The sequence below is a fragment of the Cyanobium sp. LEGE 06143 genome, from assembly GCF_015207535.1.
Lineage (GTDB): Bacteria > Cyanobacteriota > Cyanobacteriia > PCC-6307 > Cyanobiaceae > NIES-981.
In genome coordinates this window covers 1-20,425 of record NZ_JADEWP010000016.1, presented here as the reverse complement: position 1 = coordinate 20,425, position 20,425 = coordinate 1, and the positions used below count along the sequence as shown (strand labels likewise).

19 protein-coding genes and 1 pseudogene are annotated in these 20,425 nt (G+C 69.0%); 7 read left to right on the top strand and 13 right to left on the bottom strand.

Annotation, left to right across the window (positions count from 1 at the left end; all coding sequences use genetic code 11):
- Both IQ216_RS02495 and IQ216_RS02490 read right to left on the bottom strand, forming a co-directional pair.
- Positions 1–450: DUF4335 domain-containing protein (locus IQ216_RS02495; RefSeq protein WP_193814191.1), on the bottom strand; the 450-nt coding region annotated here is incomplete at its 3' end.
- 7 nt (positions 451–457) lie between these two features.
- Positions 458–1,018, bottom strand: a complete 561-nt coding sequence (locus IQ216_RS02490; protein WP_186696823.1) for a DUF3038 domain-containing protein — start codon at positions 1,016–1,018, stop codon at positions 458–460.
- Positions 1,019–1,059: 41 nt separating this feature from the next.
- Between IQ216_RS02490 and IQ216_RS02485 the strand changes: the two genes are divergently transcribed.
- Positions 1,060–1,584 (top strand): adenine phosphoribosyltransferase, encoded by a 525-nt coding sequence (locus IQ216_RS02485; RefSeq protein WP_186696824.1) that lies wholly within the window; start codon positions 1,060–1,062, stop codon positions 1,582–1,584.
- A 14-nt stretch (positions 1,585–1,598) separates the two neighbouring features.
- Here IQ216_RS02485 and IQ216_RS02480 read toward each other — a convergent pair whose 3' ends face one another.
- From IQ216_RS02480 to dapB, 5 genes are all read right to left on the bottom strand, one after another.
- Positions 1,599–1,811, bottom strand: coding sequence for a DUF2949 domain-containing protein (locus tag IQ216_RS02480; RefSeq protein WP_186696825.1), 213 nt, complete (start codon positions 1,809–1,811; stop codon positions 1,599–1,601).
- A gap of 25 nt (positions 1,812–1,836) precedes the next feature.
- The gene (locus IQ216_RS02475; RefSeq protein ID WP_193814190.1) at positions 1,837–3,027 is read right to left on the bottom strand and encodes an FAD-dependent monooxygenase; all 1,191 of its coding nucleotides are present in this window, start codon (positions 3,025–3,027) and stop codon (positions 1,837–1,839) included.
- A 73-nt stretch (positions 3,028–3,100) separates the two neighbouring features.
- Positions 3,101–3,346, bottom strand: coding sequence for a high light inducible protein (locus tag IQ216_RS02470; protein ID WP_186696826.1), 246 nt, complete (start codon positions 3,344–3,346; stop codon positions 3,101–3,103).
- Between the two features lie 113 nt (positions 3,347–3,459).
- Positions 3,460–4,107 (bottom strand): hypothetical protein, encoded by a 648-nt coding sequence (locus tag IQ216_RS02465; protein WP_193814189.1) that lies wholly within the window; start codon positions 4,105–4,107, stop codon positions 3,460–3,462.
- A gap of 34 nt (positions 4,108–4,141) precedes the next feature.
- A complete protein-coding gene (gene dapB / locus IQ216_RS02460; protein WP_193814188.1) occupies positions 4,142–5,023 on the bottom strand; it encodes a 4-hydroxy-tetrahydrodipicolinate reductase in 882 nt (293 codons plus the stop codon).
- Positions 5,024–5,126: 103 nt separating this feature from the next.
- On the opposite strand from dapB, the gene IQ216_RS02455 reads away from it, so the two are divergent.
- Together IQ216_RS02455 and IQ216_RS02450 are read left to right on the top strand one after the other, a co-directional pair.
- Positions 5,127–9,134, top strand: coding sequence for a magnesium chelatase subunit H (locus tag IQ216_RS02455; protein WP_193814187.1), 4,008 nt, complete (start codon positions 5,127–5,129; stop codon positions 9,132–9,134).
- 25 nt (positions 9,135–9,159) lie between these two features.
- Entirely contained in the window at positions 9,160–9,930 is a 771-nt protein-coding gene (locus IQ216_RS02450) for an SDR family NAD(P)-dependent oxidoreductase (protein WP_193814186.1), read from the top strand.
- On the opposite strand, the gene folP is transcribed toward IQ216_RS02450, so the two are convergent.
- The 3 genes from folP to IQ216_RS02435 are packed head-to-tail and all read right to left on the bottom strand — an operon-like array spanning position 9,927 to position 11,753.
- Complete coding sequence (gene folP, locus IQ216_RS02445) at positions 9,927–10,769, bottom strand: dihydropteroate synthase (protein ID WP_228007049.1); 843 nt, start codon at positions 10,767–10,769, stop codon at positions 9,927–9,929. The genes IQ216_RS02450 and folP overlap by 4 nt on opposite strands.
- Before the next feature lie 3 nt (positions 10,770–10,772).
- Positions 10,773–11,513 carry a triose-phosphate isomerase gene (tpiA, locus tag IQ216_RS02440; RefSeq protein ID WP_193814185.1) on the bottom strand — a complete coding sequence of 247 codons (741 nt, stop codon included), beginning with the start codon at positions 11,511–11,513 and terminating at the stop codon, positions 10,773–10,775.
- 45 nt (positions 11,514–11,558) lie between these two features.
- Positions 11,559–11,753: an RNA-binding S4 domain-containing protein gene (locus IQ216_RS02435; protein WP_370566578.1), complete on the bottom strand. Its 195-nt coding sequence runs from the start codon at positions 11,751–11,753 to the stop codon at positions 11,559–11,561.
- Between the two features lie 39 nt (positions 11,754–11,792).
- On the opposite strand from IQ216_RS02435, the gene IQ216_RS02430 reads away from it, so the two are divergent.
- The 3 genes from IQ216_RS02430 to IQ216_RS02420 are packed head-to-tail and all read left to right on the top strand — an operon-like array spanning position 11,793 to position 14,180.
- Positions 11,793–13,577 carry an ABC transporter ATP-binding protein gene (locus IQ216_RS02430; RefSeq protein ID WP_193814183.1) on the top strand — a complete coding sequence of 595 codons (1,785 nt, stop codon included), beginning with the start codon at positions 11,793–11,795 and terminating at the stop codon, positions 13,575–13,577.
- Positions 13,574–13,936: a hypothetical protein gene (locus tag IQ216_RS02425; RefSeq protein WP_193814182.1), complete on the top strand. Its 363-nt coding sequence runs from the start codon at positions 13,574–13,576 to the stop codon at positions 13,934–13,936. Before IQ216_RS02430 ends, IQ216_RS02425 begins: the two co-directional genes overlap by 4 nt.
- Before the next feature lie 22 nt (positions 13,937–13,958).
- Positions 13,959–14,180, top strand: a complete 222-nt coding sequence (locus IQ216_RS02420; protein WP_186696836.1) for a DUF6447 family protein — start codon at positions 13,959–13,961, stop codon at positions 14,178–14,180.
- Positions 14,181–14,211: 31 nt separating this feature from the next.
- On the opposite strand, the pseudogene IQ216_RS02415 reads toward IQ216_RS02420, so the two are convergent.
- The 3 genes and pseudogenes from IQ216_RS02415 to carB all read right to left on the bottom strand — a co-directional run bounded on the left by IQ216_RS02415 (position 14,212) and on the right by carB (position 19,667).
- A pseudogene (locus IQ216_RS02415) lies at positions 14,212–15,538 on the bottom strand (alanine/glycine:cation symporter family protein).
- A gap of 56 nt (positions 15,539–15,594) precedes the next feature.
- Positions 15,595–16,296 (bottom strand): DUF3386 domain-containing protein, encoded by a 702-nt coding sequence (locus tag IQ216_RS02410; protein WP_193814181.1) that lies wholly within the window; start codon positions 16,294–16,296, stop codon positions 15,595–15,597.
- Between the two features lie 50 nt (positions 16,297–16,346).
- On the bottom strand, positions 16,347–19,667 hold the full coding sequence (gene carB / locus IQ216_RS02405; protein WP_193814180.1) for a carbamoyl-phosphate synthase large subunit: 3,321 nt from the start codon (positions 19,665–19,667) through the stop codon (positions 16,347–16,349).
- Positions 19,668–19,792: 125 nt separating this feature from the next.
- Here carB and IQ216_RS02400 point away from each other — a divergent pair.
- Positions 19,793–20,425, top strand: a 633-nt coding sequence (locus tag IQ216_RS02400) for a DUF3318 domain-containing protein (protein WP_186696840.1), incomplete at its 3' end; no start/stop codon positions are given.

The following is a 20,425-nucleotide window of genomic DNA, read 5'->3' as shown; positions in this document are numbered from 1 at the left end:
CCCCTGCACCTCCCGGGGCTTCAGGGGCTGGGGCGCGGGCAGATCCAGGGGCATCTGCAGGCGCGGGTCGAGGCGGAGCTGGTCGAGCACCCGCACCAGATCCGCCAGCTCGGCGTCATCCAGTCCGATCGTGAGAGGCGGGGTGTCGGGCTGGCTGCTGCGCAGCAACAGGGTGTGGGTCGCCCCTGCGGGGCCAATTTCCACCGGCAGGGGCGGACCACCGAAGCGGCGGCGCACGCCGCTGATCAGATGGCGGGCATAGGGCAACACCACCTGCATCAGCGCCAGCAGGTGCTCCTTGCGCCCCTCCAGCTCCGGCCGGCCGGCCCAGCGCAGGCTCCAGCCGGTGATGATCCCGATCGCCTCGCCCCGCTGCCCCACCGACACGTCGGGCAGACCCTCCACCTGCAAGCGGCAGCTGAGTTGTTCGAATCGCAGGGTCTGTTTCATGGTGGGCTCAGCCGCCGGGGTCCATCAGGCTGGCGCGCACCCGCTCGAAGCCGCCGATGCCGCCGCCCAGGGCCAGGGTCTGCACCAGCTGATACCGCTGGGGGGCCCCCAGCACGGGATCCAGCAGCCGCTGCACCCCCACCCGGCGGGGATTCATGCGTTCGTTGAGCAGGGCCGCGAGGCGTCCCTGGAACAGCTGCCAGCGCTGCTCGCGCACCTGGGGCGATTCGGACTCCGAGAGCAACGCCCGCAGCAGGGGGTAGAGCCGGTCGGCCAGAGCGCAGAGGATGCGGATCAGGGCGTCTGTCTCGGCCGGATCGAGCTCGCCGCGGCGGGTGGTGCGGCGCAGGGGGTTGTAGCAGCGCCGTTTCCAGAGCTCCACCCGGTTGGGGAACAGGCCGGTGAAGCCCATCTCTTCGCTCATCCACACCATCGCCTCGCCGCCGTTGAGGTCAAGGGCCTCCACGCTCAGCAGCAGCAGGTCGAGCCGCTCCAGTCCCCGCCGGGGCAGCCTGGTCTGCTCAGCGGGCCGGGGCGGGGCTGGCGGTGCTGCAGCAGGGTCGCTCATGGCTGCGATGATGCCAGCTCCCGCCCCCCTTCGTCACACCGATGGCCGTTGATCTGCGCCGGTTCGTGCGCGACGTGCCCGACTTCCCCAAGCCCGGCATCCTGTTCCGCGATCTCACGCCGCTGATGCGCGATCCCCAGGGCTGGCAGGAGGTGATCCGCCAGCTGGAGCTGGCCGCCACGGCGCTGCAGCCGGATCTGATCGTGGGCATCGAATCGCGGGGCTTCATCGTGGGCATGGCCCTGGCCACCCGCCTGGAGCTGGGCTTCGTGCCGGTGCGCAAGCCCGGCAAGCTGCCCGGCGCCGTGACCGGGGTGGACTACGCCCTCGAATACGGCAGCGACCGGCTCGAAATCTGCAGCGATGCCCTCCAGGGCAGCCCCCGGGTGCTGGTGGTGGACGATCTGCTCGCCACCGGTGGCACCGCCGCCGCCTGCGCCGAACTGGTGAGCAGTGCCGGGGGCGAGCTGTGCGGCTTCAGCTTCGTGGCCGAACTGGCTGGTCTGGCCGGCCGCAGCCGCCTGCCCGAGGCCCAGTCGATCACCTCGTTGATCATTTACGACTGAGACCAGAGCCTCGCCTAGAGGTTGCTGTCCTGCCAGCTCCACACCTGCTCGAGCTGCTCCAGGCTGATCAGGCCGTAGCGCCACAGCACCGCCGGCAGGGGCGCCTGCTCCAGCTGGGACTGCTTGATGCCGAGCGCCAGGGCGCTCTCGCTCAGACCCAGCTGGTTGCGCAGATAGCGCAGCAGGGCCTGGGGAGGCGGCGACTGGGGGCTGGAGCTGATGACCATGGTCAGGGCGTCATCAGCAGAGACCTCACCATGGCTGGCAGGGGCCGTGGGTCATGGCCCCCAGGCTGAGCCGGCGCAATGGAGCCAGTGAGGCCAGCCCCGCCAGGCCCAGCCGCCGCAACGGCAGCAGCAGCCTGGCACGGTTGGAGAACAGGCGCATCAGCAGATCGGTGGCCGCCAGGGTGAGCAGCAGGTCGGGCCAGCGCCGGCGGCCATAGGCCGCCGGCAGCCGTTCGGGCCGTAGCCGCCCGGCGGTGGCCCGCCGGGCCAGGCGGTGCAGCACGGCCACATCGCGCCAGCAGAGATTGAGCCCCTGGCCACCCACGGGATGGCAGCGGTGGGCGCTCTCCCCCACCAGCAGCGTGGTGCCGGAGCTCAGCCGGCGGGCCAGCAGCAGACCCACAGGAAAGGCCCTGGGCTGATCCAGCAGTGCATCGGGCTGCAGGTTGGCCGGGAGGCTGGCGGCCAGCACATCCAGAAAGGCATTGGAACCGAGGCTCTCCAGCCGGCGGCAGCGGCCACTGGCCGCGCTCCACACCATCTGGGCCTGGCCGGCCGCCAGCGGCAGCACGGCAAAAGGCCCCTCAGGCCGGAACAGCTCCCAGGCCTCATCGGCGGCGGCGCCGCGCAGGGCCACCTGGGCCGTGAGGCAGCTCTGGCGGTAGGTGTGCTGCCACACGCCGATGCCCAGGGCCTCGCGGTGGGGGGAGTGGGGACCATCGGCGGCCACCACCAGATCGGGGGCCTCGCGGCCCGCCTCGGCCTCCAGGCAGGCAGCGGGCTCCAACCCACTCCCCAGCTGCAGGCAAACCGCCGGGTGGGCCTGCAGCCGTGCCAGCAGCAGTTCCATCAGGGGCCGGTGCAAGCCCACCCAGCCCACGGCGGCTCCGGCACCACGGCGCAGGGACGGGGCCAGATCGCCCAGCCCGAACGGCACCGCCGCCCCCACCGCCTGATCACAGAGCAGCAGGCGCCGAAACGGCACCATCACCTCCTGCAGGGCCCCCCAGAGGTCGAGCTGCTCCAGCAGACGCCGGCTGGCGTGGCTGAAGGCGTAGGCCCGCTGGCGGCTGCAGATCTGCTCGGCGTCCAGGGGGTCAGTCAGGGTCACCTGCCAGCCGGCAGCAGCCAGGGCCAGGGCACTGAGGGAGCCGGTGGGACCGGCCCCGTGCACCAGGGCCCGATAGGGGGTGTTCGCCATCGCGGAGCCGGCCATGAAAAAAGCCGCAGAACAGTCTGCGGCTCAGGGAGAGCTGATGCTCAGAACACGAAAATGAAGACGGGCTGGATCAGCCGATGCCCAGCAGGCCGCGGGTGAACGCTTCGCCGCCCAGGGCCAGCTCGGTGGCGAGCAGGGCAATGAAGCCCAGCATGGCCATGCGGCCGTTCAGTTTTTCGGCACGCTCATGGAAACCCCAGCCGCTCTCGGGGCTCACCACTTCCATGCGGGGCTCGCTGGCGAAGGCGTTGAGGCGGCCACCGTCTTCGGTGGTCACGGTGGCGCCGCGGATGATGGCGGGATTGGCTTGGGTCATGCGGGAACCTCGTTCACTGCATGAAATGTAACACATTGTTGCGCTGTGTGACGAGCTGTTGCTCAGGGGCTGGCTGATCTGACGGCCCTGGGCCCGTCCTGGCCGGCACGTCCCTACCGCAGGCGCCGCAGGCACAGCTCCTCGAACGCAGGCTTGAGCAGGAAGGGATACTCGCCCACCCACAGCTTCAGCTGGGGCAGCCAGGCGTCGGTGATGGCGCCGATGCGGGAGAAGTCGCGTCGCTCGCTCAGCACCAGCAGCCGCACCACCTGGCCGCGCCGGATCAGCTGATGCTTCTTGTCCATCGGAAAGCGCAGCTTGCCCAGGTAGCCCTCTTCGTCTTCCAGCTCCAGCGTCAGCCAGGTGCGGCGGTTCTCCACCAGCTCCAGCCGCCCCCCCTTATCGGCCTGTTCGCGCTGGTTCTCCACCACCTCGGTGGTGTAGAGGTCGCCCACCTGGCCCTCGAAGATCGCCGCGGCGGGGTATTTGCGCAGGATGGCGTTGCGGCGGCCGGCCTCCAGGATCGGCCCCCACAGCATGTAGAGCAGGAACACGAAGCCCGTCACCAGCATGATCGGGCCGGCCTGGCTGGAGAACAGCAGGGTCTGGCTCACCAGCAGGCTGATCACGCCCCCGATCACCGAGATGAAGAAGCGCTGCAGCAGCTTGCGGGGCGAGCCGCTGCAGGCGTTGAACTGGGGGCCGGTGGCCACCGCCGGAATCAGCCTGTTCAGCTCCCCCGGCTTCAGCGGAATCAGCATCGCCCCACCCTGCCGGGCCTGAACCTGGCACCCATCACAGCAGGCGCTCCAGGCCATACACCAGGCCCGGCAGCGACCGCACCCGCCGCACCGCCAGCAGCACCCCCGGCATGTAGGCGGCCCGCTCGATCGTGTCGTGGCGGAGCGTATAGGTTTCGCCCGGCGCGCCGAACATCACCTGCTGGTGGGCCACCAGCCCGGGCAGGCGCACCGCATGCAGGCGCAGACCGCTCTCGCGCTGGCCACCGCGGCAGCCGGCCAGGCTTTCGTGCTCCTCCACCTGCAGGGGATTGAAGCTCTTGCCCAGCTCCTCCATCAGCTCGGCCGTCTTGATGCAGGTGCCGCTGGGGGCATCGGCCTTGCGGTTGTGGTGCAGTTCGGTGAGCTCGGCAAAGTCGTAGAAGCCGGCGGCGGCGGCGGCGGCCTGCTGCAGCAGCACCATGCCCACCGAGAAGTTGGGAATCACGGCGCCGCCGATCGAGGCCTTGCCCGCAAACACCGCCAGATCGTTGAGCTGCTCCGGGCTCAGCCCCGTGGTGCCGATCACCGGGTGCACGCCATAGGCGATGGCACCGCGGGTGTGCTCATACACCACCTTCGGATGGGTGAAGTCCACCAGCACCGCCCCCTGGCCGGGGCCGTCCTGGCGCACCAGCTGGCTGGCCTGGCAGAGACAGCCTTCGAAGTCAGCCGTGACGGCCACCTCCAGCTCGCCCAGGCCCAGCTCCAGACCCACATCGGCACCCTCCTTGCCGGGGGTGGTGTCGATCGCCCCCACCAGGCGGCAGTCGGGCGAAGCCAGCAGGGCCCGGATCACCTCCGCGCCCATGCGGCCGAGGGCGCCGGCCACCACCACCGCAATCGAGGCGGGGCTGCTGGACGCTGCGGTGGGGGCACTGGCGGCGGTGCTGGTCATGGCCTCGAAACCGTTCTCATCAACGCTTGCTGCAGAGCCTATGGGGCAGCCACCGCCCCAGGGAGAGGGTTCGTAAACTCAGCCCACCCACTTTCACGCCCGCATGTTCACGCAGGTCCGCTCCGCCAACCGTCGGGTCAGCCCTGCCGCCTCCCATTGCGGTGCGGTGATGAAGGCCGTCTACGTGGTCCTGGAGCCCCAGTACCAGAACGCCCTCACCCAGGCAGCCACGGCGCTCAACGACCAGAACGGTCCCCTGGCGATCGAGCTGAGCGGCTATCTGATCGAGGAGCTGCGCGATCCCACCAACTACGCCGACTTCTGCGCCGATGTGGCGGCGGCGGATGTGTTCATCGCCTCGCTGATCTTCATCGAGGACCTGGCCCAGAAGGTGGTGGAGGCCGTGGCGCCCCACCGCGACAAGCTCAAGGCGGCCGTGGTGTTTCCCTCCATGCCGGAGGTGATGCGGCTCAACAAGCTCGGCACCTTCTCGATGGCCCAGCTGGGCCAGAGCAAGAGCGCCATCGCCGGCTTCATGAAGAAGCGGAAGGAGGCCGGCGGCGCCGGTTTCCAGGACGCGATGCTCAAGCTGCTCAACACCCTGCCCACGGTTCTCAAGTACCTACCGGTGGAGAAGGCGCAGGACGCCCGCTCCTTCATGCTCAGCTTCCAGTACTGGCTGGGCGGCACGCCGGACAACCTGCGCAACTTCCTGTTGATGCTGGCGGACAAGTACGTGTTCCCCCGCGGCAGCGGCAGCGAGCGGGCGGCGGTGGCGGTGGCCGAACCGGTGGTGTTCCCCGACCTGGGCATCTGGCACCCCCTGGCGCCGTCGATGTTCGAGGACCTCAAGGAATACCTCAACTGGAGCGCCAGCCGCACTGATCTGAGCGAGAAGGCCCGCAGCGGCCCGGTGATCGGCCTGGTGCTGCAGCGCAGCCACATCGTCACCGGCGACGAGGCCCACTACGTGGCCGTGATCCAGGAACTCGAATACCGCGGCGCCACCGTGATCCCGGTGTTCTGCGGCGGCCTCGACTTCACCCGTCCGGTGAACGCCTTCTTCTACGACCCGCTCAAACCCGACAGCCCCCTGGTGGATGGGGTGGTGTCGCTCACCGGCTTCGCCCTGGTGGGTGGTCCGGCCCGCCAGGACCACCCCAAGGCGATCGAGGTGCTCAAGAGCCTCAACCGCCCCTACATGGTGGCCCTGCCGCTGGTGTTCCAGACCACCCAGGAATGGGAGGAGAGCGACCTGGGCCTGCACCCGGTGCAGGTGGCCCTGCAGATCGCCATCCCCGAGCTCGATGGCGCCATCGAGCCGATCGTGCTCAGCGGCCGCGACGACGCCACCGGCAAGGCCCACACCCTGCAAGACCGGGTGGAGGCGATCGCCGAGCGCTCGATCCGCTGGGCCTCCCTGCGCATCAAGCCCCGGGCCACCAAGAAGCTGGCGATCACGGTGTTCAGCTTCCCGCCCGACAAGGGCAATGTGGGCACCGCCGCCTACCTCGATGTGTTCGGCTCCATCCACCGGGTGATGGAGGAGATGGCAGCCCAGGGCTACGACCTCGGCAGCCTGCCACGCACGCCGAAAGAGCTGATGGAGTCGGTGCTGCAGGATCCCGAAGCCCTGGAGGGTGCCCCCGAACTGGCCATCGCCCACCGCATGAGCGTGGCGGAGTACGAGCAGCTCACCCCCTACTCCGAGCGGCTGGAGGAGAACTGGGGCAAGCCCCCCGGCAACCTCAACTCCGACGGCACCAACCTGCTGATCTACGGCCGCCACTTCGGCAACGTGTTCGTGGGGGTGCAGCCCACCTTCGGCTACGAGGGCGATCCGATGCGGCTGCTCTATTCGCGCAGCGCCAGCCCCCACCACGGTTTTGCCGCCTACTACACCTACCTGGAGAAGGTGTGGGGCGCCGACGCCGTGCTGCACTTCGGCACCCACGGCTCGCTGGAGTTCATGCCCGGCAAGCAGATGGGCATGAGCGACACCTGTTACCCCGATTCCCTGATCGGCGCCCTGCCGAACCTCTATTACTACGCCGCCAACAACCCCTCAGAAGCCACGATCGCCAAGCGGCGCGGCTACGCCGAAACGATCAGCTATCTCACGCCACCGGCCGAAAATGCCGGCCTCTACCGGGGCCTCAAGGAGCTGGGCGAGCTGGTGGGCTCCTACCAGCAGCTGCGCGAGAGCAGCCGTGGCGTGCAGATCGTCAACGCGGCGGTCGAAACCGCCCGCCAGTGCAACCTCGACAAGGACGTGGCCCTGCCCGAAGGCGATGCCGCCGAGCTCGACCTGGCCGCGCGCGACGTGGTGATCGGCCAGATCTACCGCCAGCTGATGGAGATCGAGAGCCGCCTGCTGCCCTGCGGCCTGCACACCATCGGCAAGCCCCCCACCGCCGAGGAGGCCATCGCCACCCTAGTGAACATCGCCGCCCTCGAGCGCGAGGAGGACGGCCTCCGCTCCCTGCCGGCCCTGCTGGCCGAGAGCCGCGGCCGCACGATTGCCGAGGTCTACAAGGGCAACGACGACGGCGTGCTCACCGACGTGGAGCTCAATCGGGAGATCACCGAAACCTGCCGCGCCGCCGTTGGGGCGATGGTGAAGGCCGTCACCGGCAGCGATGGCCGCGTCACCCTGCGCCGCAACTTCGCCTGGTTCTTCAACCTGCTGGAGCGCTTCGGCTTCAAGCTGCCCAGCCCCTGGCTGGGTGCCTGCTGCTCGGCCGGCTTCGCCCAGGTGAACCAGGCCGACCTCGATCAGCTGTTCGGCTACCTGCAGTTCTGCCTGGAGCAGATCTGCGCCGACTTCGAGATGCAGAGCCTGCTGCGGGCCCTCGATGGCGAATACGTGCTGCCGGGCCCCGGCGGTGATCCGATCCGCAACCCCGGCGTGCTGCCCAGCGGCAAGAACATCCACGCCCTCGATCCCCAGGCGATCCCCACCAAGGCCGCCATCGCCGCCGCCAAGGTGGTGGTGGACCGGCTGATCGAGCGCCAGAAGGCCGAACAGGGCACCTGGCCGGAAACGATCGCCTGCGTGCTCTGGGGCACCGACAACATCAAGACCTACGGCGAGTCGCTGGCCCAGATCCTCTGGTTCATCGGCGTGCGCCCGGTGGCCGATTCGCTCGGCCGCGTCAACAAGCTGGAGCTGATCTCGCTTGAAGAGCTGGGGCGGCCCCGCATCGACGTGGTGGTGAACTGCAGCGGCGTGTTCCGCGACCTGTTCATCAACCAGATGGGCCTGATCGACCAGGGCGTGAAGATGGCCGCCGAGGCCGATGAACCGCTGGCGATGAACTTCGTGCGCAAGCACGCCCAGGAGCAGGCCGAGCAGGAGGGTATCTCCCTGCGCGATGCCGCCACCCGGGTGTTCTCCAATGCCAGCGGCAGCTACAGCTCGAATGTGAACCTGGCGGTGGAGAACAGCACCTGGGAGGAGGAGGATGAACTGCAGGAGATGTACCTCTCCCGCAAGACCTTCGCCTTCAACGCCGACAACCCCGGCGAGATGAACCAGAAGCGCGGCGTGTTCGAGTCGGCGATGAAAACCGCCGACGTGACCTTCCAGAACCTGGATTCCGCCGAGATCTCGCTCACCGATGTGAGCCACTACTTCGACTCCGACCCCACCAAGCTGATCGCCGGCCTGCGCGACGACGGCAAGGCCCCCACCAGCTACATCGCTGACACCACCACCGCCAACGCCCAGGTGCGCTCCCTGAGCGAAACGATCCGCCTGGATTCGCGCACCAAGCTGCTCAACCCCAAGTGGTATGAGGGCATGCTCAACTCCGGCTACGAAGGCGTGCGGGAGGTGGCCAAACGGCTCAACTTCACCCTCGGCTGGAGCGCCACCAGCGGCGCCGTGGACAACTTCGTCTACGAAGACGCCAACGACACCTTCATCAACGATCCGGAGATGCGCCAGCGGCTGATGGAGCTCAACCCCCACAGCTTCCGCCGCATCGTGGGCACCCTGCTGGAAGTGAACGGCCGCGGCTACTGGGAGACCTCAGACGAGAACATCCAGCAGCTCCAGGAGATCTACCAGGAGATCGAAGACCGGATCGAGGGGGTCACGGCCCCCTGAGGTCCTGCCATCGGATCCCGCCTCCATGAAGGCTTTTCGACTGGATGGCCAACGCGCCCTGATCTCAGGCGGCTCCAAGGGCCTGGGGGCGGCCATCGCCAGCAGCTTCGCCGAGGCCGGTGCTGACATCGGCCTGATCGGCAGGGACACCGACGGCCTGAACAGGGTCAAGGCCGTTGTCGAGAGCTACGGGCGCCACTGCTGCCTGATCGAAGCCGATCTCGGCTCGCTGGAGGGTGCCAGGCGCGCCGGGGAAACAGCCCTGGAGCTCTTTCCGCAATGGGATGTGCTGGTCAACAACGCCGGCATCGCCAGGCCCGCTCCGATCCTGGAGATCAGCGAAGCCGATTGGCAGCACACCTTCGCGGTGAACCTGCGCTCGGCCCTGATTCTCTCCCAACACATCGTTCCCCAGATGATCAGCAGAGGCCGCGGCAAGGTGCTGAACATCTCGTCGTTGGGCGCCTTTCTTGGCACCCCTGGATTAGGCGCCTATGCCGCCTCCAAGGCCGCCATTAACCAGCTGACCCGAACCATGGCCGTGGAATGGGGGCCGGCCAATGTTCAGGTGAATGCCCTTTGTCCCACCGTGATCCTCACCGAGCTGGGCCATGAGATCTGGGACAGCCCTGCCATGCAGGCAGCCAGACAAGCCAAGGAAAGCAGGATTCCGTTGCACCGCTTTGCAGAACCCGAGGAGGTGGCCCGGGTGGCCCTGTTCCTGGCCAGTGCCGCTGCTGATTTCATCCAGGGCGTGTGCCTGCCCCTGGATGGGGGCCTGCTGATCGCCCCCTAGGGCTCAGCCCGCACGATCGCATCCACCATGCGGGCGGTCTGCACGATCGGCCCCACGTCGTGCACCCGCAGCACATCGGCGCCGGCGCTGATCGCCTGGGCGCAGACCGCCGCGGTGCCCCAGAGCCTGGCCCGGGGCCGGGGCTCATCCAGCACCGCGCCGATGAAGCGCTTGCGGGAGGGGCCCAGCAGCAGGGGGAAGCCCTCCTGCCGCAGCGCCGCCAGCCCCCGCAGCAGGGAGAGGTTGTGCTCGGTGGTCTTGGCAAAGCCCAGGCCCGGATCCCAGATCAGCTGATCCGCCCGCACCCCCGCCGCCAGAGCGGCGTCGGTGGCCCGCAGCAACTCCTGGCGCACCTCCGCCACCACGTCGGTGTAGACGGCCAGACCATCCATGCTGCGGCTGTCGCCGCGGCTGTGCATCAGCACCAGCGGGCAGCCCGCCGCCGCCACCACCTGCAGCAGGGCGGGATCGCGTCGGCCGCCGCTCACGTCATTGATCCAGTCGGCCCCGGCCTGCAGGGCGGCTTCCGCCACCGCGGCGCGGAAGGTGTCGATCGAGAGCAGCGGCCGCTTCGCCGGCAGCCGGCCCTCAAGCAGGGCGCGCAGCACCGGCAGCACCCGGGCGGCTTCCTCGGCGGCACCCACCTCGCTGGCGCCAGGACGGGTGCTCTGGCCGCCGAGATCGAGCACGTGCGCACCCTCGCGGCTCATGCGGACCGCCTGAGCCACGGCCGGCTCCAGATCCAGGTAGCGGCCGCCATCGCTGAAGGAGTCGGGGGTGAGGTTGAGCACCCCCATCACCAGCGTGCGCTCACCCCAGCGCGGCGGCTGGCTGGCCATGGCTCACACCGCCGCCGACACCCGGAAGTTGGCGATGCGCGCAAAGCTCTCGGGATCGAGCGAAGCGCCGCCCACCAGCACGCCATCGATGTCGCTCTGGGCCATCAGATCATCGATGGTGGCGGGGTTCACCGAGCCGCCGTACTGCACCGTGACCTCGGGGTTGCCCACCCAGCCGCGGATCAGGCCGCAGATGCGGTTGGCCTCCTCGGCGGGGCAGGTCTTGCCGGTGCCGATCGCCCAGATCGGCTCATAGGCCACGATCAGCCGGGTGGGATCCACCGCCTCCAGACCCTGCTCGATCTGACGGTGGATCACCCGTTCGGTTTCCGCCGTCTCGCGCTGGTCGAGGCTCTCGCCCACACACAGGATCGGCACCAGCCCGTGCTTCTGGGCCGTGCGGGCCCGCAGGTTGATCTGCTCGTCGGATTCGCTGAAGTACTTGCGCGGCTCGCTGTGGCCCACGATCGCGTGGGTCACGGCATGCTCCACCAGCATCGGGGCCGACACCATGCCGGTGTAGGCCCCCTGCTCCTCCCAGTGCACGTTCTGGGCGGCGATCGCCACGCCGGCGCCCTCCAGGTGGCGGCTCAGCGTGGGGATCGCCGTGAACGGCGGCGCGATCACCACCTGGCGGTCGCCCGGCAGGTCGGCGATCAGGGGCCGGAAGGCGGCAGCGAACTCCCGCGCCTGGGCGCAGGTCATGTGCATCTTCCAGTTACCTGCGATGACAGCCTTGGCCAAGGGTCCTCTCCCAGCGACGTGCTGCAAAAGCTAATGGGCCGCCTGTCAGCGGCTGTTGGCCCCGGGCGTGACGATCAGCTCGCGGCCGTCCACGCTCACGGCATCGCCAAGGGCCAGCTGGCGGCCCCGCCGGGTTTCGATCAGGCCGTTGACGCGCACATCACCGCGCTGGATGCGCAGCTTGGCCTCGCCGCCGGTGGCCGCCAGCCCCTGATATTTGAGGAATTGGTCGAGCTTCACGGCGAATCTGCCCATGGGGACGGGCGATAGCGTGCCTTGATGCCCGCACCGCCTCCGGACAGCCTGCCCCAGCTGCAGCGGACCTCTGCCCCCAGCCTGGCCGGCACGGTGCGACGGCTGTGGCCCCTGCTCAGACCCCACCGCCGGCGCCTGCTGGCCGGCGGCGCCTGCATCCTGGTGTTCGTGCTCTGCTGGCCTGTGCTGGCCTGGCTGGCGGGGCGGCTGATTCCGGCGATCGGCGCCGGTGATGTGGGGCTCACCCTGCAGTCGATCCTGGCTGCCCTGGCGGTGTTCATGGTGCAGAAGGCGGCCCAGTACGGCCAGGACACGCTGCTGGCCAACCCGGCCCTGCGGGTCAGCCAGGCCCTGCGCCAGCAGCTGTTCGCGCGGCTGCAGCAGCTCGACTTCAACGCCCTGGAGAAACTCTCCGCCGGCGACCTCACCTACCGCCTCACCGAGGATGCCGACCGGGTGGGCGAAGTGATCTACAAGACCATCCAGGACACCACCCCCAGTGCCCTGCAGCTGGTGGCGGTGCTGGGTTACATGGTGTGGCTCGACTGGCCCCTGGCCCTGGCCACCCTGCTGCTGGCCCCCCTGGTGGCCCTGCTGGTGAGCGGCTTCGGGGCGCGGGTGATGGGGGCCGCCGAGCGCAGCCAGGAGCAGGTGAGCGAGCTGGCCAGCCTGCTGGGCGAGGCCATCTCCGGGCTGCCGCTGGTGCGGGCCTTCGCCGCCGAGCCCTGGCTGCAGCGGCGCTTTGACCAGGAGATCGACCTGCACCGCCGGGCCCGCTACCGCACCCTGCGGCTGCTGGCCCTGCAGCATCCGGTGGTGGGATTCCTCGAGGCCGCCGGGATCCTGGCCGTGCTCTGGATCGGCGCCTGGCGGATCCAGTCGGGGCAGCTCGACAGCCAGGGCTTCAGCAGCTACGTGGCCGCCCTGCTGATGCTGATCGATCCGATCGCCCACCTCACCACCAATTTCAACGAATTCCAGCAGGGCCAGGCCTCCCTGCAGCGGCTGCGGGCGATCGAGAACGAGCCCGTCGAAACCCCCGACCATCCCCAGGCGCAACCCCTGGGTCCGGTGCGCGGCGCCCTCCAGCTCGAGCAGGTGTGGTTCGCCTACGGCGACGGCGAGCCGGTGCTGCGCCAGGTGAGCCTGGAGGTGAAGCCCGGCCAGGTGGTGGCCCTGGTCGGCCCCTCCGGAGCCGGCAAGAGCACCCTGTTCTCGCTGCTGCTGCGCTTCAACAACTGCCAGCGGGGCCGGGTGCTGCTGGATGGCCACGACCTGGCCGACCTGCGCGCCCGGGACCTGCGCCAGGCCGTGGCCCTGGTGCCCCAGCAGAGCAGCGTGTTCTCGGGCACGGTGGCCGAGGCGATCGCCTTCGGGCGGCCGGCCACGCCCGAGGCGATCCGCCAGGCGGCCCGCCTGGCCAACGCCGATGGCTTCATCAGCCAGCTGCCCCACGGCTATGAGAGCCGGCTGGAGGAACGGGGCCGCAACGTGTCCGGCGGCCAGCTGCAGCGGCTGGCGATCGCCCGGGCCGTGCTGGGCAATCCCGCCGTGCTGTTGCTCGATGAGGCCACCAGTGCCCTCGACGCCGAGGCCGAGGAGGCCGTGCAGGCCGGCCTGCAGACCGCCATGGCCGGCCGCAGCGTGCTGGTGATCGCCCACCGCCTCTCCACCGTGCAGAAGGCGGATCGCATCGTGGTGCTGGAGGCAGGCCGGATCGTGCAGCAGGGCAGCCACRTTCAGCTGATGGCTCAGGACGGTCGCTACCGGCAGCTGTGCCGCCGCCAGTTCATCCACCTCGAACCATGACCGGCATCCCCATCGGCTCGGCATACGGCTGGGAATACCGCGTGATCCACATCGATGTGGAGAGCGGCAACCCGCCGGAGCCGCCCTCGCCCCAGAGCGACAGCGAGCGGCTGGGCGGCGCCCTCAGCCCCGAGTTCCTGGAGCGGGAGTTCCCCCAGCAGTACAGCCCCCTCAACAGCACCCCCCGGCACCCGGCCGAGCAGCTGCAGTTCTTCCTCAATGCCCTGGGCCGGGAGCACTGGGAAATGGTCGAGGCGGCCCAGGTGGGGCCACTGCTGATGTTCGTGTTCAAGCGGCCCCTGRCARGCGCAGGAGGGTCCCTCCGCGCTGGTCCAGGGGCGGGTCCGTCCGTAACCTGAGGACACCTCAGCGTTGCGCAACTTGACCTCCACCCCCCAGCAGCCTCCCGTCCTCACCTTCGAGGGCAAGCGCTACGACCTCAACAGCCTGCCCAGTGAGCTGAAGGAACTGGTGAAGGGCATGCAGGTGGCCGATGCCCAGTTGCGCATGCACGAGGACACCCTCAAGGTGCTGGCCGTGGGCCGTCAGGCCATGGCCAGCCAGCTGAACGACAAGCTCAAGGCGATTGCACCCCTGCCCTGAGCCCCTGCCCCGATCCAGCGGAAGCCCGCCCTCAGCTGCGGGCCTCCCCATCGAAGCGGTAGGCCCGGGTGAGCCRRRASACNGGTGCCGGAGAGCAGCAGCAGGCCGATCAGGTTGGGGATCGCCATCAGCCCGTTGAGGATGTCGGCGATCGTCCAGATCGCGTCGTGGCTGGCCACCGAGCCGAGCACCACCACGGCCACCCACAACAGGCGGAAGGGCTTGATGCCGCCGGTGCCCACCAGGAACTCGAGGCAGCGCTCGCTGTAGTAGCCCCAGCCCAGGATCGTGGTGCCGGTGAAGAACACGGTGGCGAAGGTCACCAACCAGCGCCCCCCCGGCAGACCCCAGTCGAAGGCCGCCATGGTGAGGGTCACCCCCCGCTCGCCGCTGTCATAGAGGCCGCTGGCCACGATCACCAGGGCCGTCATCGTGCAGATCACCAGGGTGTCGATGAAGGTGCCGAGCATCGCCACACTCCCCTGCAGCACCGGATCGCCGGGCTTGGCCGCCGCCTGGGCGATCGGCGCGGTGCCCAGGCCCGCCTCATTGGAGAAGATGCCCCGGGCGATGCCCATCTGAATCACAGTGCCGAGGGCGCCACCGGCGGCGGCCTGGCCCGAGAAGGCATTGCTGAAGATCACGCCGAAGGCGGCCGGGATCTTGTCGATGTGCAGGGCCAGGATGATCAGCGCCCCCACCACATAAACGGCCGCCATCACCGGCACCACCACCTCGGCCACCTTGCCGATGCGCTCGATGCCGCCGATCAGCACCAGATAGGCCAGCACCGCCATGCCGATGCCCGTGGCCAGGGGCGGAATCGCCAGGCTGTCATTGAGGGCCTTGGCCATCTCGTGGGCCTGTACCCCGTTGCCGATGCCGAAGCCGGCCAGGGTGCCGAACAGGGCAAACAGCACCCCCAGCCAGGCCCAGCGGGGCCCCAGGCCATTGCGGATGAAGTACATCGGCCCGCCGACGTGTTCGCCGAGGCCATCCACCTCGCGGTAGTGCACCGCCAGCAGCGATTCGGCGTACTTGGTGGCCATGCCCACGAAAGCGATCACCCACATCCAGAACACGGCTCCGGGACCGCCCACGGCGATCGCCCCGGCCACGCCGGCCACGTTGCCGGTGCCGATCGTGGCCGCCAGGGCCGTGGCCAGGGATTCGAAGGCCGACACATCGCCCTCGCCCTTGGAGCTGCGGATCGAGGCGATCGCCTGCCGGAAGCCGAAGCCGATCTTCAGCAGCGGCATGAACCGCAGCCCCAGCATCAGGTACAAGCCCGTGAGACCGATCAGCCAGAGGGTGGGAGGCCCCCACACCAAGCTGTTGATCTGTTGCAGCAACTCCAAGGCAGGATCTTCAGTGTTGCCGCGATGGTGTCACGGGGCCTGGGATCCGGCCACCCTTAGACGAGGGGCTCGAGGTGTTCGAAACGAAACAGCTGCCGGCTGGCCGGCACCTCGCCATGGGCCTCGGTGGCCACCTCCCGCTCGCTCAGCACCCAGGGCCCCCCGTCGCAGAGGGGCACGAAGGTGTCGGTGAAGCGGCTGAGGCCGCCGCGGGCGGCGCCCGTGGCCGGATCGGCGTATTGGCTGGTGTAAGAGCGGCTGAGGTAGCCGGCGCCGGTGTGGGTCACCGACTCCGTGAAGATCGTCACCACCGTGCCGTGGATGTGGCGGTGCACCATGGTCACCACATCGTTGTGAATGCGGTAGCGGTCGCCGTCGTTCTTGCCGCCCACGATCACCTCGGTGCCCACCGCATCGATGTTGCCAGCCTTGAAGGTGTTGGCGCCGTGGGTCTGCTCGAAGCTGCGGCGCACCCGGTGGATCGCCACCTCCCAGAGCTGGGAGGCCATCGCCTTGTGGATCTCCTCGTCGGCGATGCCCTCCACATGGGCCTTGAGGTCGGCTCCCACGCTGAAATGGCCCTCGGCGCGGCGATCAGCCTGCTCCCAGGAGCAGCGGCCCTTGTAGCCCGCGAAGCCAGGATCCCAGGTGTAGCGGTTCTCGTAGGCGGCGCGGAAGGCGGCGGTGCAGTCGCTGCCTTCTGGAATGGCGGCAACAGTTGTGCCGGCCGTCGTGGCGGAGCTGGTGGTGGCGGTCACGGGCTTGGGCGCAGGGCCCCAACGCTACCCAGGTGAAAGGCGGAGCTGGCTCAGACCCTCGCCATCGGATGGATGTCCTGCAGGGCCGTCACCGTCAGGTGTTGCTTCTGCAGGGCCCCGATCGCCTCAACGGCCGCCCGCGCTCCCGCCAGGGTGGTGAGGGTGGGCACGGCGTAGTCAAGGGCCGCCCGGCGCAGATAGGCGTCATCGAAGGTGGCCTGGCGGCCGATCGGCGTGTTCACCACCAGCTGGATGCGACCGGAGCGGATCGCGTCCTCGATGTTGGGCCGCCCCTCATGCACCTTGAGGATCACCTCCACCGCCAGGCCCTGCCGGGCCAGCACCGCGGCGGTGCCGGCGGTGGCGATCAGCTCGAAGCCCAGGTCGGCCAGGCCGCGGGCCACGGGCACCAGGGCCGGCTTGTCGCGGTCGTGGGTGGAGAGGAACACGCGGCCGCCGGTGGGCAGGCTCTCGCCGGCCCCCTGCTCGGCCTTGGCGTAGGCCATGCCGAAACTGGGGGCGAGGCCCATCACCTCACCGGTGCTGCGCATCTCCGGGCCCAGCAGGCTGTCAGAACCGGGGAAGCGCTTGAAGGGCAGCACCGCCTCCTTCACCGCCTGCAGCGGCGGCTGCGGCTCGCTGCGCAGGCCCAGCTCGTGCAGGGTGCGCCCCGCCATCAGGCGGCTGGCCACCTTGGCCAGGGGCACGCCGGTGGCCTTGGCCACGAACGGCACGGTGCGGGACGCCCGGGGGTTGGCCTCGATGATGAACACCCGCTCTGCCCCGTCCGGGCTGCGCTGCACGGCAAACTGCAGGTTGATCAGGCCGCGCACGTTCAGGGCCAGGGCCAGGTCGCGACTCCAGGCGCGGATGGTGGCGAGGCTCTCCTCCCCCAGGCTCACCGTCGGCAGGCAGCAGGCCGAATCGCCGGAGTGGATGCCCGCCGGCTCGATGTGCTCCATCACGCCGCCGATCATCACCGTGCCGGTGCTGTCGCAGAGAGCATCCACATCCACCTCCACGGCGTTGTCGAGGTACTGGTCGATCAGCACGGGGTGGTCGGGCTCCACGGTCACGGCCTCGGCCATGTAGCGGTTGAGCTCCTGGGCGTTGAACACCACCTCCATGGCCCGGCCGCCGAGCACGTAGCTGGGCCGCACCACCACCGGGTAGCCCACCCGCTCGGCCACGGCCAGGGCTTCCGGCTCGCTGCGGGCCAGGCCGTTGCGGGGCTGGCGGATCTCCAGCCGCCGCAGGATCGCCTCGAACTGCTCGCGGTCTTCGGCGGTGTCGATCGATTCGGGAGACGTGCCCCAGATGCGGGTGCCGGTGGCCTGGCCCTCGGCCGAGGCCAGCCAGCGCAGCAGGGGCAGGGCCAGCTTCAGGGGCGTCTGGCCGCCGAACTGCACGATCACGCCGGTGGGCTTCTCGCTCTCGATCACGTTGAGCACGTCCTCGAGGGTGAGCGGCTCGAAGTAGAGGCGGTCGCTGCTGTCGTAGTCAGTCGACACGGTTTCCGGGTTGCTGTTCACCATCACCGTGGCGAAGCCCTCGTCCTGCAGGGCAAAGGAGGCGTGGCAGCAGCAGTAGTCGAACTCGATGCCCTGGCCGATGCGGTTGGGACCGCCACCCAGGATCATCACCTTCTGACGACTCTCGGGCTGCACCTCATTCTCCGGGGGCAGCGCCGCCAGGCTGCCATCGGCGGCGATGCGCTCCAGCGGTCGCTCGTAGGTGGCGTAGTGGTATGGGGTGTGGGAGGCGAACTCGGCGGCGCAGGTGTCCACCGTCTTGAACACCGCATTCACCCCGAGGGCCTGGCGGTGCCGCCTCACGGCCAGCTGGTCGCTGCCGGTGGCCCAGGCGATCTGGGGATCGGAGAAGCCGAGCTGCTTGAGCCGCAGCAGGGGGCCGGCCTCCAGCTGATCGAGGCTGCGCCCCCGCAGCAGCTGCTGCTCGGCGCTGAGGATGCCGCGCAGCTTGGCCAGGAACCAGGGATCGATGGCGCTGAGGCGGTGGATCTCGGCGTCATCGAGGCCAGCCACCATGGCGGTGCGCACCGCGAAGATCCGCTCCGGCGTGGCCGTGCGCAGGGCCGCGTTCAGGGCGGCGGGCTCAGGGCTGGCATCAGGGCGGTCACAGCCCCAGCCGGCATGGCCGGTTTCCAGGGAGCGCAGGGCCTTCTGGAACGACTCCTCGAAACAGCGGCCGATCGCCATCGCCTCCCCCACCGACTTCATCGAGGTGGTGAGCACCGCCGGGCTGCCCTGGAACTTCTCGAAGGCGAAGCGGGGAATCTTCGTCACCACGTAGTCGATCGTGGGCTCGAAGCAGGCCGGCGTGGCGCCGGTGATGTCGTTGGTGATCTCGTCGAGGGTGTAGCCCACCGCCAGCCGGGCCGCCAGCTTGGCGATCGGGAAGCCCGTGGCCTTGGAGGCCAGCGCCGAGGAGCGCGACACCCTCGGGTTCATCTCGATCACCACCACGTCGCCGTTGGCGGGATTGATCGCGAACTGGATGTTGCTGCCGCCGGTGTCCACGCCGATCTCGCGGATGATCGCGATCGACTGGTCCCGCAGGCGCTGGTACTCCCGGTCGGTGAGGGTCTGGGCCGGCGCCACGGTGATCGAATCGCCGGTGTGCACCCCCATCGGGTCGAGATTTTCGATCGAACACACGATCACCACGTTGTCGGCGGTGTCGCGCATCACCTCCAGCTCGAACTCCTTCCAGCCCATCAGCGACTGCTCGATCAGGATCTGGGAGACGGGGCTGGCCTCCAGACCGCTCTTGCAGATGGAGCGGAACTCCTCCGGGTTGTAGGCGATGCCGCCGCCGCTGCCCCCCAGGGTGAAGGCCGGCCGGATGATGCGCGGGTAGGTGCCGATCACCTCGCCCACCGTCTCCGCCTCCTCGAGGTTGTTGGCGATGCCGGAGGGACAGACGGCCACGCCGATGCGCCCCATCGCCTCCTTGAACAGCAGCCGGTCCTCCGCCATGCGGATCGCCTTGAGATCGGCGCCGATCAGCTCCACGCCGTGCTCGGCCAGGGTGCCGTTCTCGGCCAGGGTCACCGCCAGGTTGAGGGCGGTCTGGCCGCCCATGGTGGGCAGCAGGGCATCGGGCTTCTCGGCAGCGATCACCCGGGCCACCACCTCGGGGGTGAGGGGCTCGATGTAGGTGCGATCGGCCATGTCCGGATCGGTCATGATCGAGGCCGGATTGCTGTTCACCAGCACCACCTCAAACCCCTCGGCCCGCAGCGCCTTGCAGGCCTGGGTGCCGGAGTAGTCAAACTCGCAGGCCTGACCGATCACGATCGGTCCTGAGCCCAGCAGAAGAATCCGCTTCAGGTCCGTGCGGCGGGGCATGGGCGTGGTCGGCGGCCAAACCCGATCAGGCTCTCATGCCCTGGTGGCCCCGGACGTTCAGCGCCAACCGAGCCAGGCCGCCATGGTGGCTAGGCTGCATGTTCTCCAGATCACCATTCCTGTCGATGAGCGAACTCCAGCGCCTCAAGGGGCTGCTGCCTCCGGAAATGCAGAGCTGGGTGTTCGTGGAAGCCGCAGCTTCGGTTGAACCTCCCCTGATCACCATCGAGGAGATCGGTCGCGATGAGATCGAGATCCAGGTGGACCTCGAAACCTGGGATGGCCTCGCCCTCGACCACCGCAACCTGCTGTTCTGGCACGAGGTGGGCCGGGTTCAGAACGACGCTGTGCCCCGGGACGGCTGGGAGATGGCGGCGCTGGCGATCGGCCTGGGCGGCGCCATCGGCGAGCTCTGGGTTCAGGATGGTTTGCTGCTGCTGATGGCCCTGGGCCTGTCGGGCTTCGCGGGCTACCGGCTCTACCTCAAGAACAACTCCGAAAAGCGGCTGCAGGATGCGATCAGCGCCGATGAGCGGGCGATCGATCTGGCCTGCCGCTTCGGCTACACCCTGCCCAACGCCTACAAGAGCCTCGGCGGTGCCCTCAAGGAGCTGGCCGAGCAGACCCGCAAGAAGAAGAAGCGCACCTTCTACGAAGACCGCCTCGAAGCCCTGCGCAAGAGCGCCGGCAAGGCCCGGGCCGAGATGGCCCAGCAACAGGGATCACGGCAGTCGGTCACGAGCGAAAACGTCTATGGC

Excerpts from the sequence above, each read along its gene's own strand:
- IQ216_RS02490 (WP_186696823.1), bottom strand. The coding sequence starts at position 1,018 with ATGAGCGACCCTGCTGCAGCACCGCCAGCCCCGCCCCGGCCCGCTGAG.
- IQ216_RS02470 (WP_186696826.1), bottom strand. The coding sequence starts at position 3,346 with ATGACCCAAGCCAATCCCGCCATCATCCGCGGCGCCACCGTGACCACC.
- IQ216_RS02480 (WP_186696825.1), bottom strand. The coding sequence starts at position 1,811 with ATGGTCATCAGCTCCAGCCCCCAGTCGCCGCCTCCCCAGGCCCTGCTG.
- IQ216_RS02475 (WP_193814190.1), bottom strand. The coding sequence starts at position 3,027 with ATGGCCGGCTCCGCGATGGCGAACACCCCCTATCGGGCCCTGGTGCAC.
- IQ216_RS02455 (WP_193814187.1), top strand. The coding sequence starts at position 5,127 with ATGTTCACGCAGGTCCGCTCCGCCAACCGTCGGGTCAGCCCTGCCGCC.
- IQ216_RS02465 (WP_193814189.1), bottom strand. The coding sequence starts at position 4,107 with ATGCTGATTCCGCTGAAGCCGGGGGAGCTGAACAGGCTGATTCCGGCG.
- carB (WP_193814180.1), bottom strand. The coding sequence starts at position 19,667 with ATGCCCCGCCGCACGGACCTGAAGCGGATTCTTCTGCTGGGCTCAGGA.
- folP (WP_228007049.1), bottom strand. The coding sequence starts at position 10,769 with ATGGCCAGCCAGCCGCCGCGCTGGGGTGAGCGCACGCTGGTGATGGGG.
- dapB (WP_193814188.1), bottom strand. The coding sequence starts at position 5,023 with ATGACCAGCACCGCCGCCAGTGCCCCCACCGCAGCGTCCAGCAGCCCC.
- IQ216_RS02450 (WP_193814186.1), top strand. The coding sequence starts at position 9,160 with ATGAAGGCTTTTCGACTGGATGGCCAACGCGCCCTGATCTCAGGCGGC.
- IQ216_RS02485 (WP_186696824.1), top strand. The coding sequence starts at position 1,060 with ATGGCCGTTGATCTGCGCCGGTTCGTGCGCGACGTGCCCGACTTCCCC.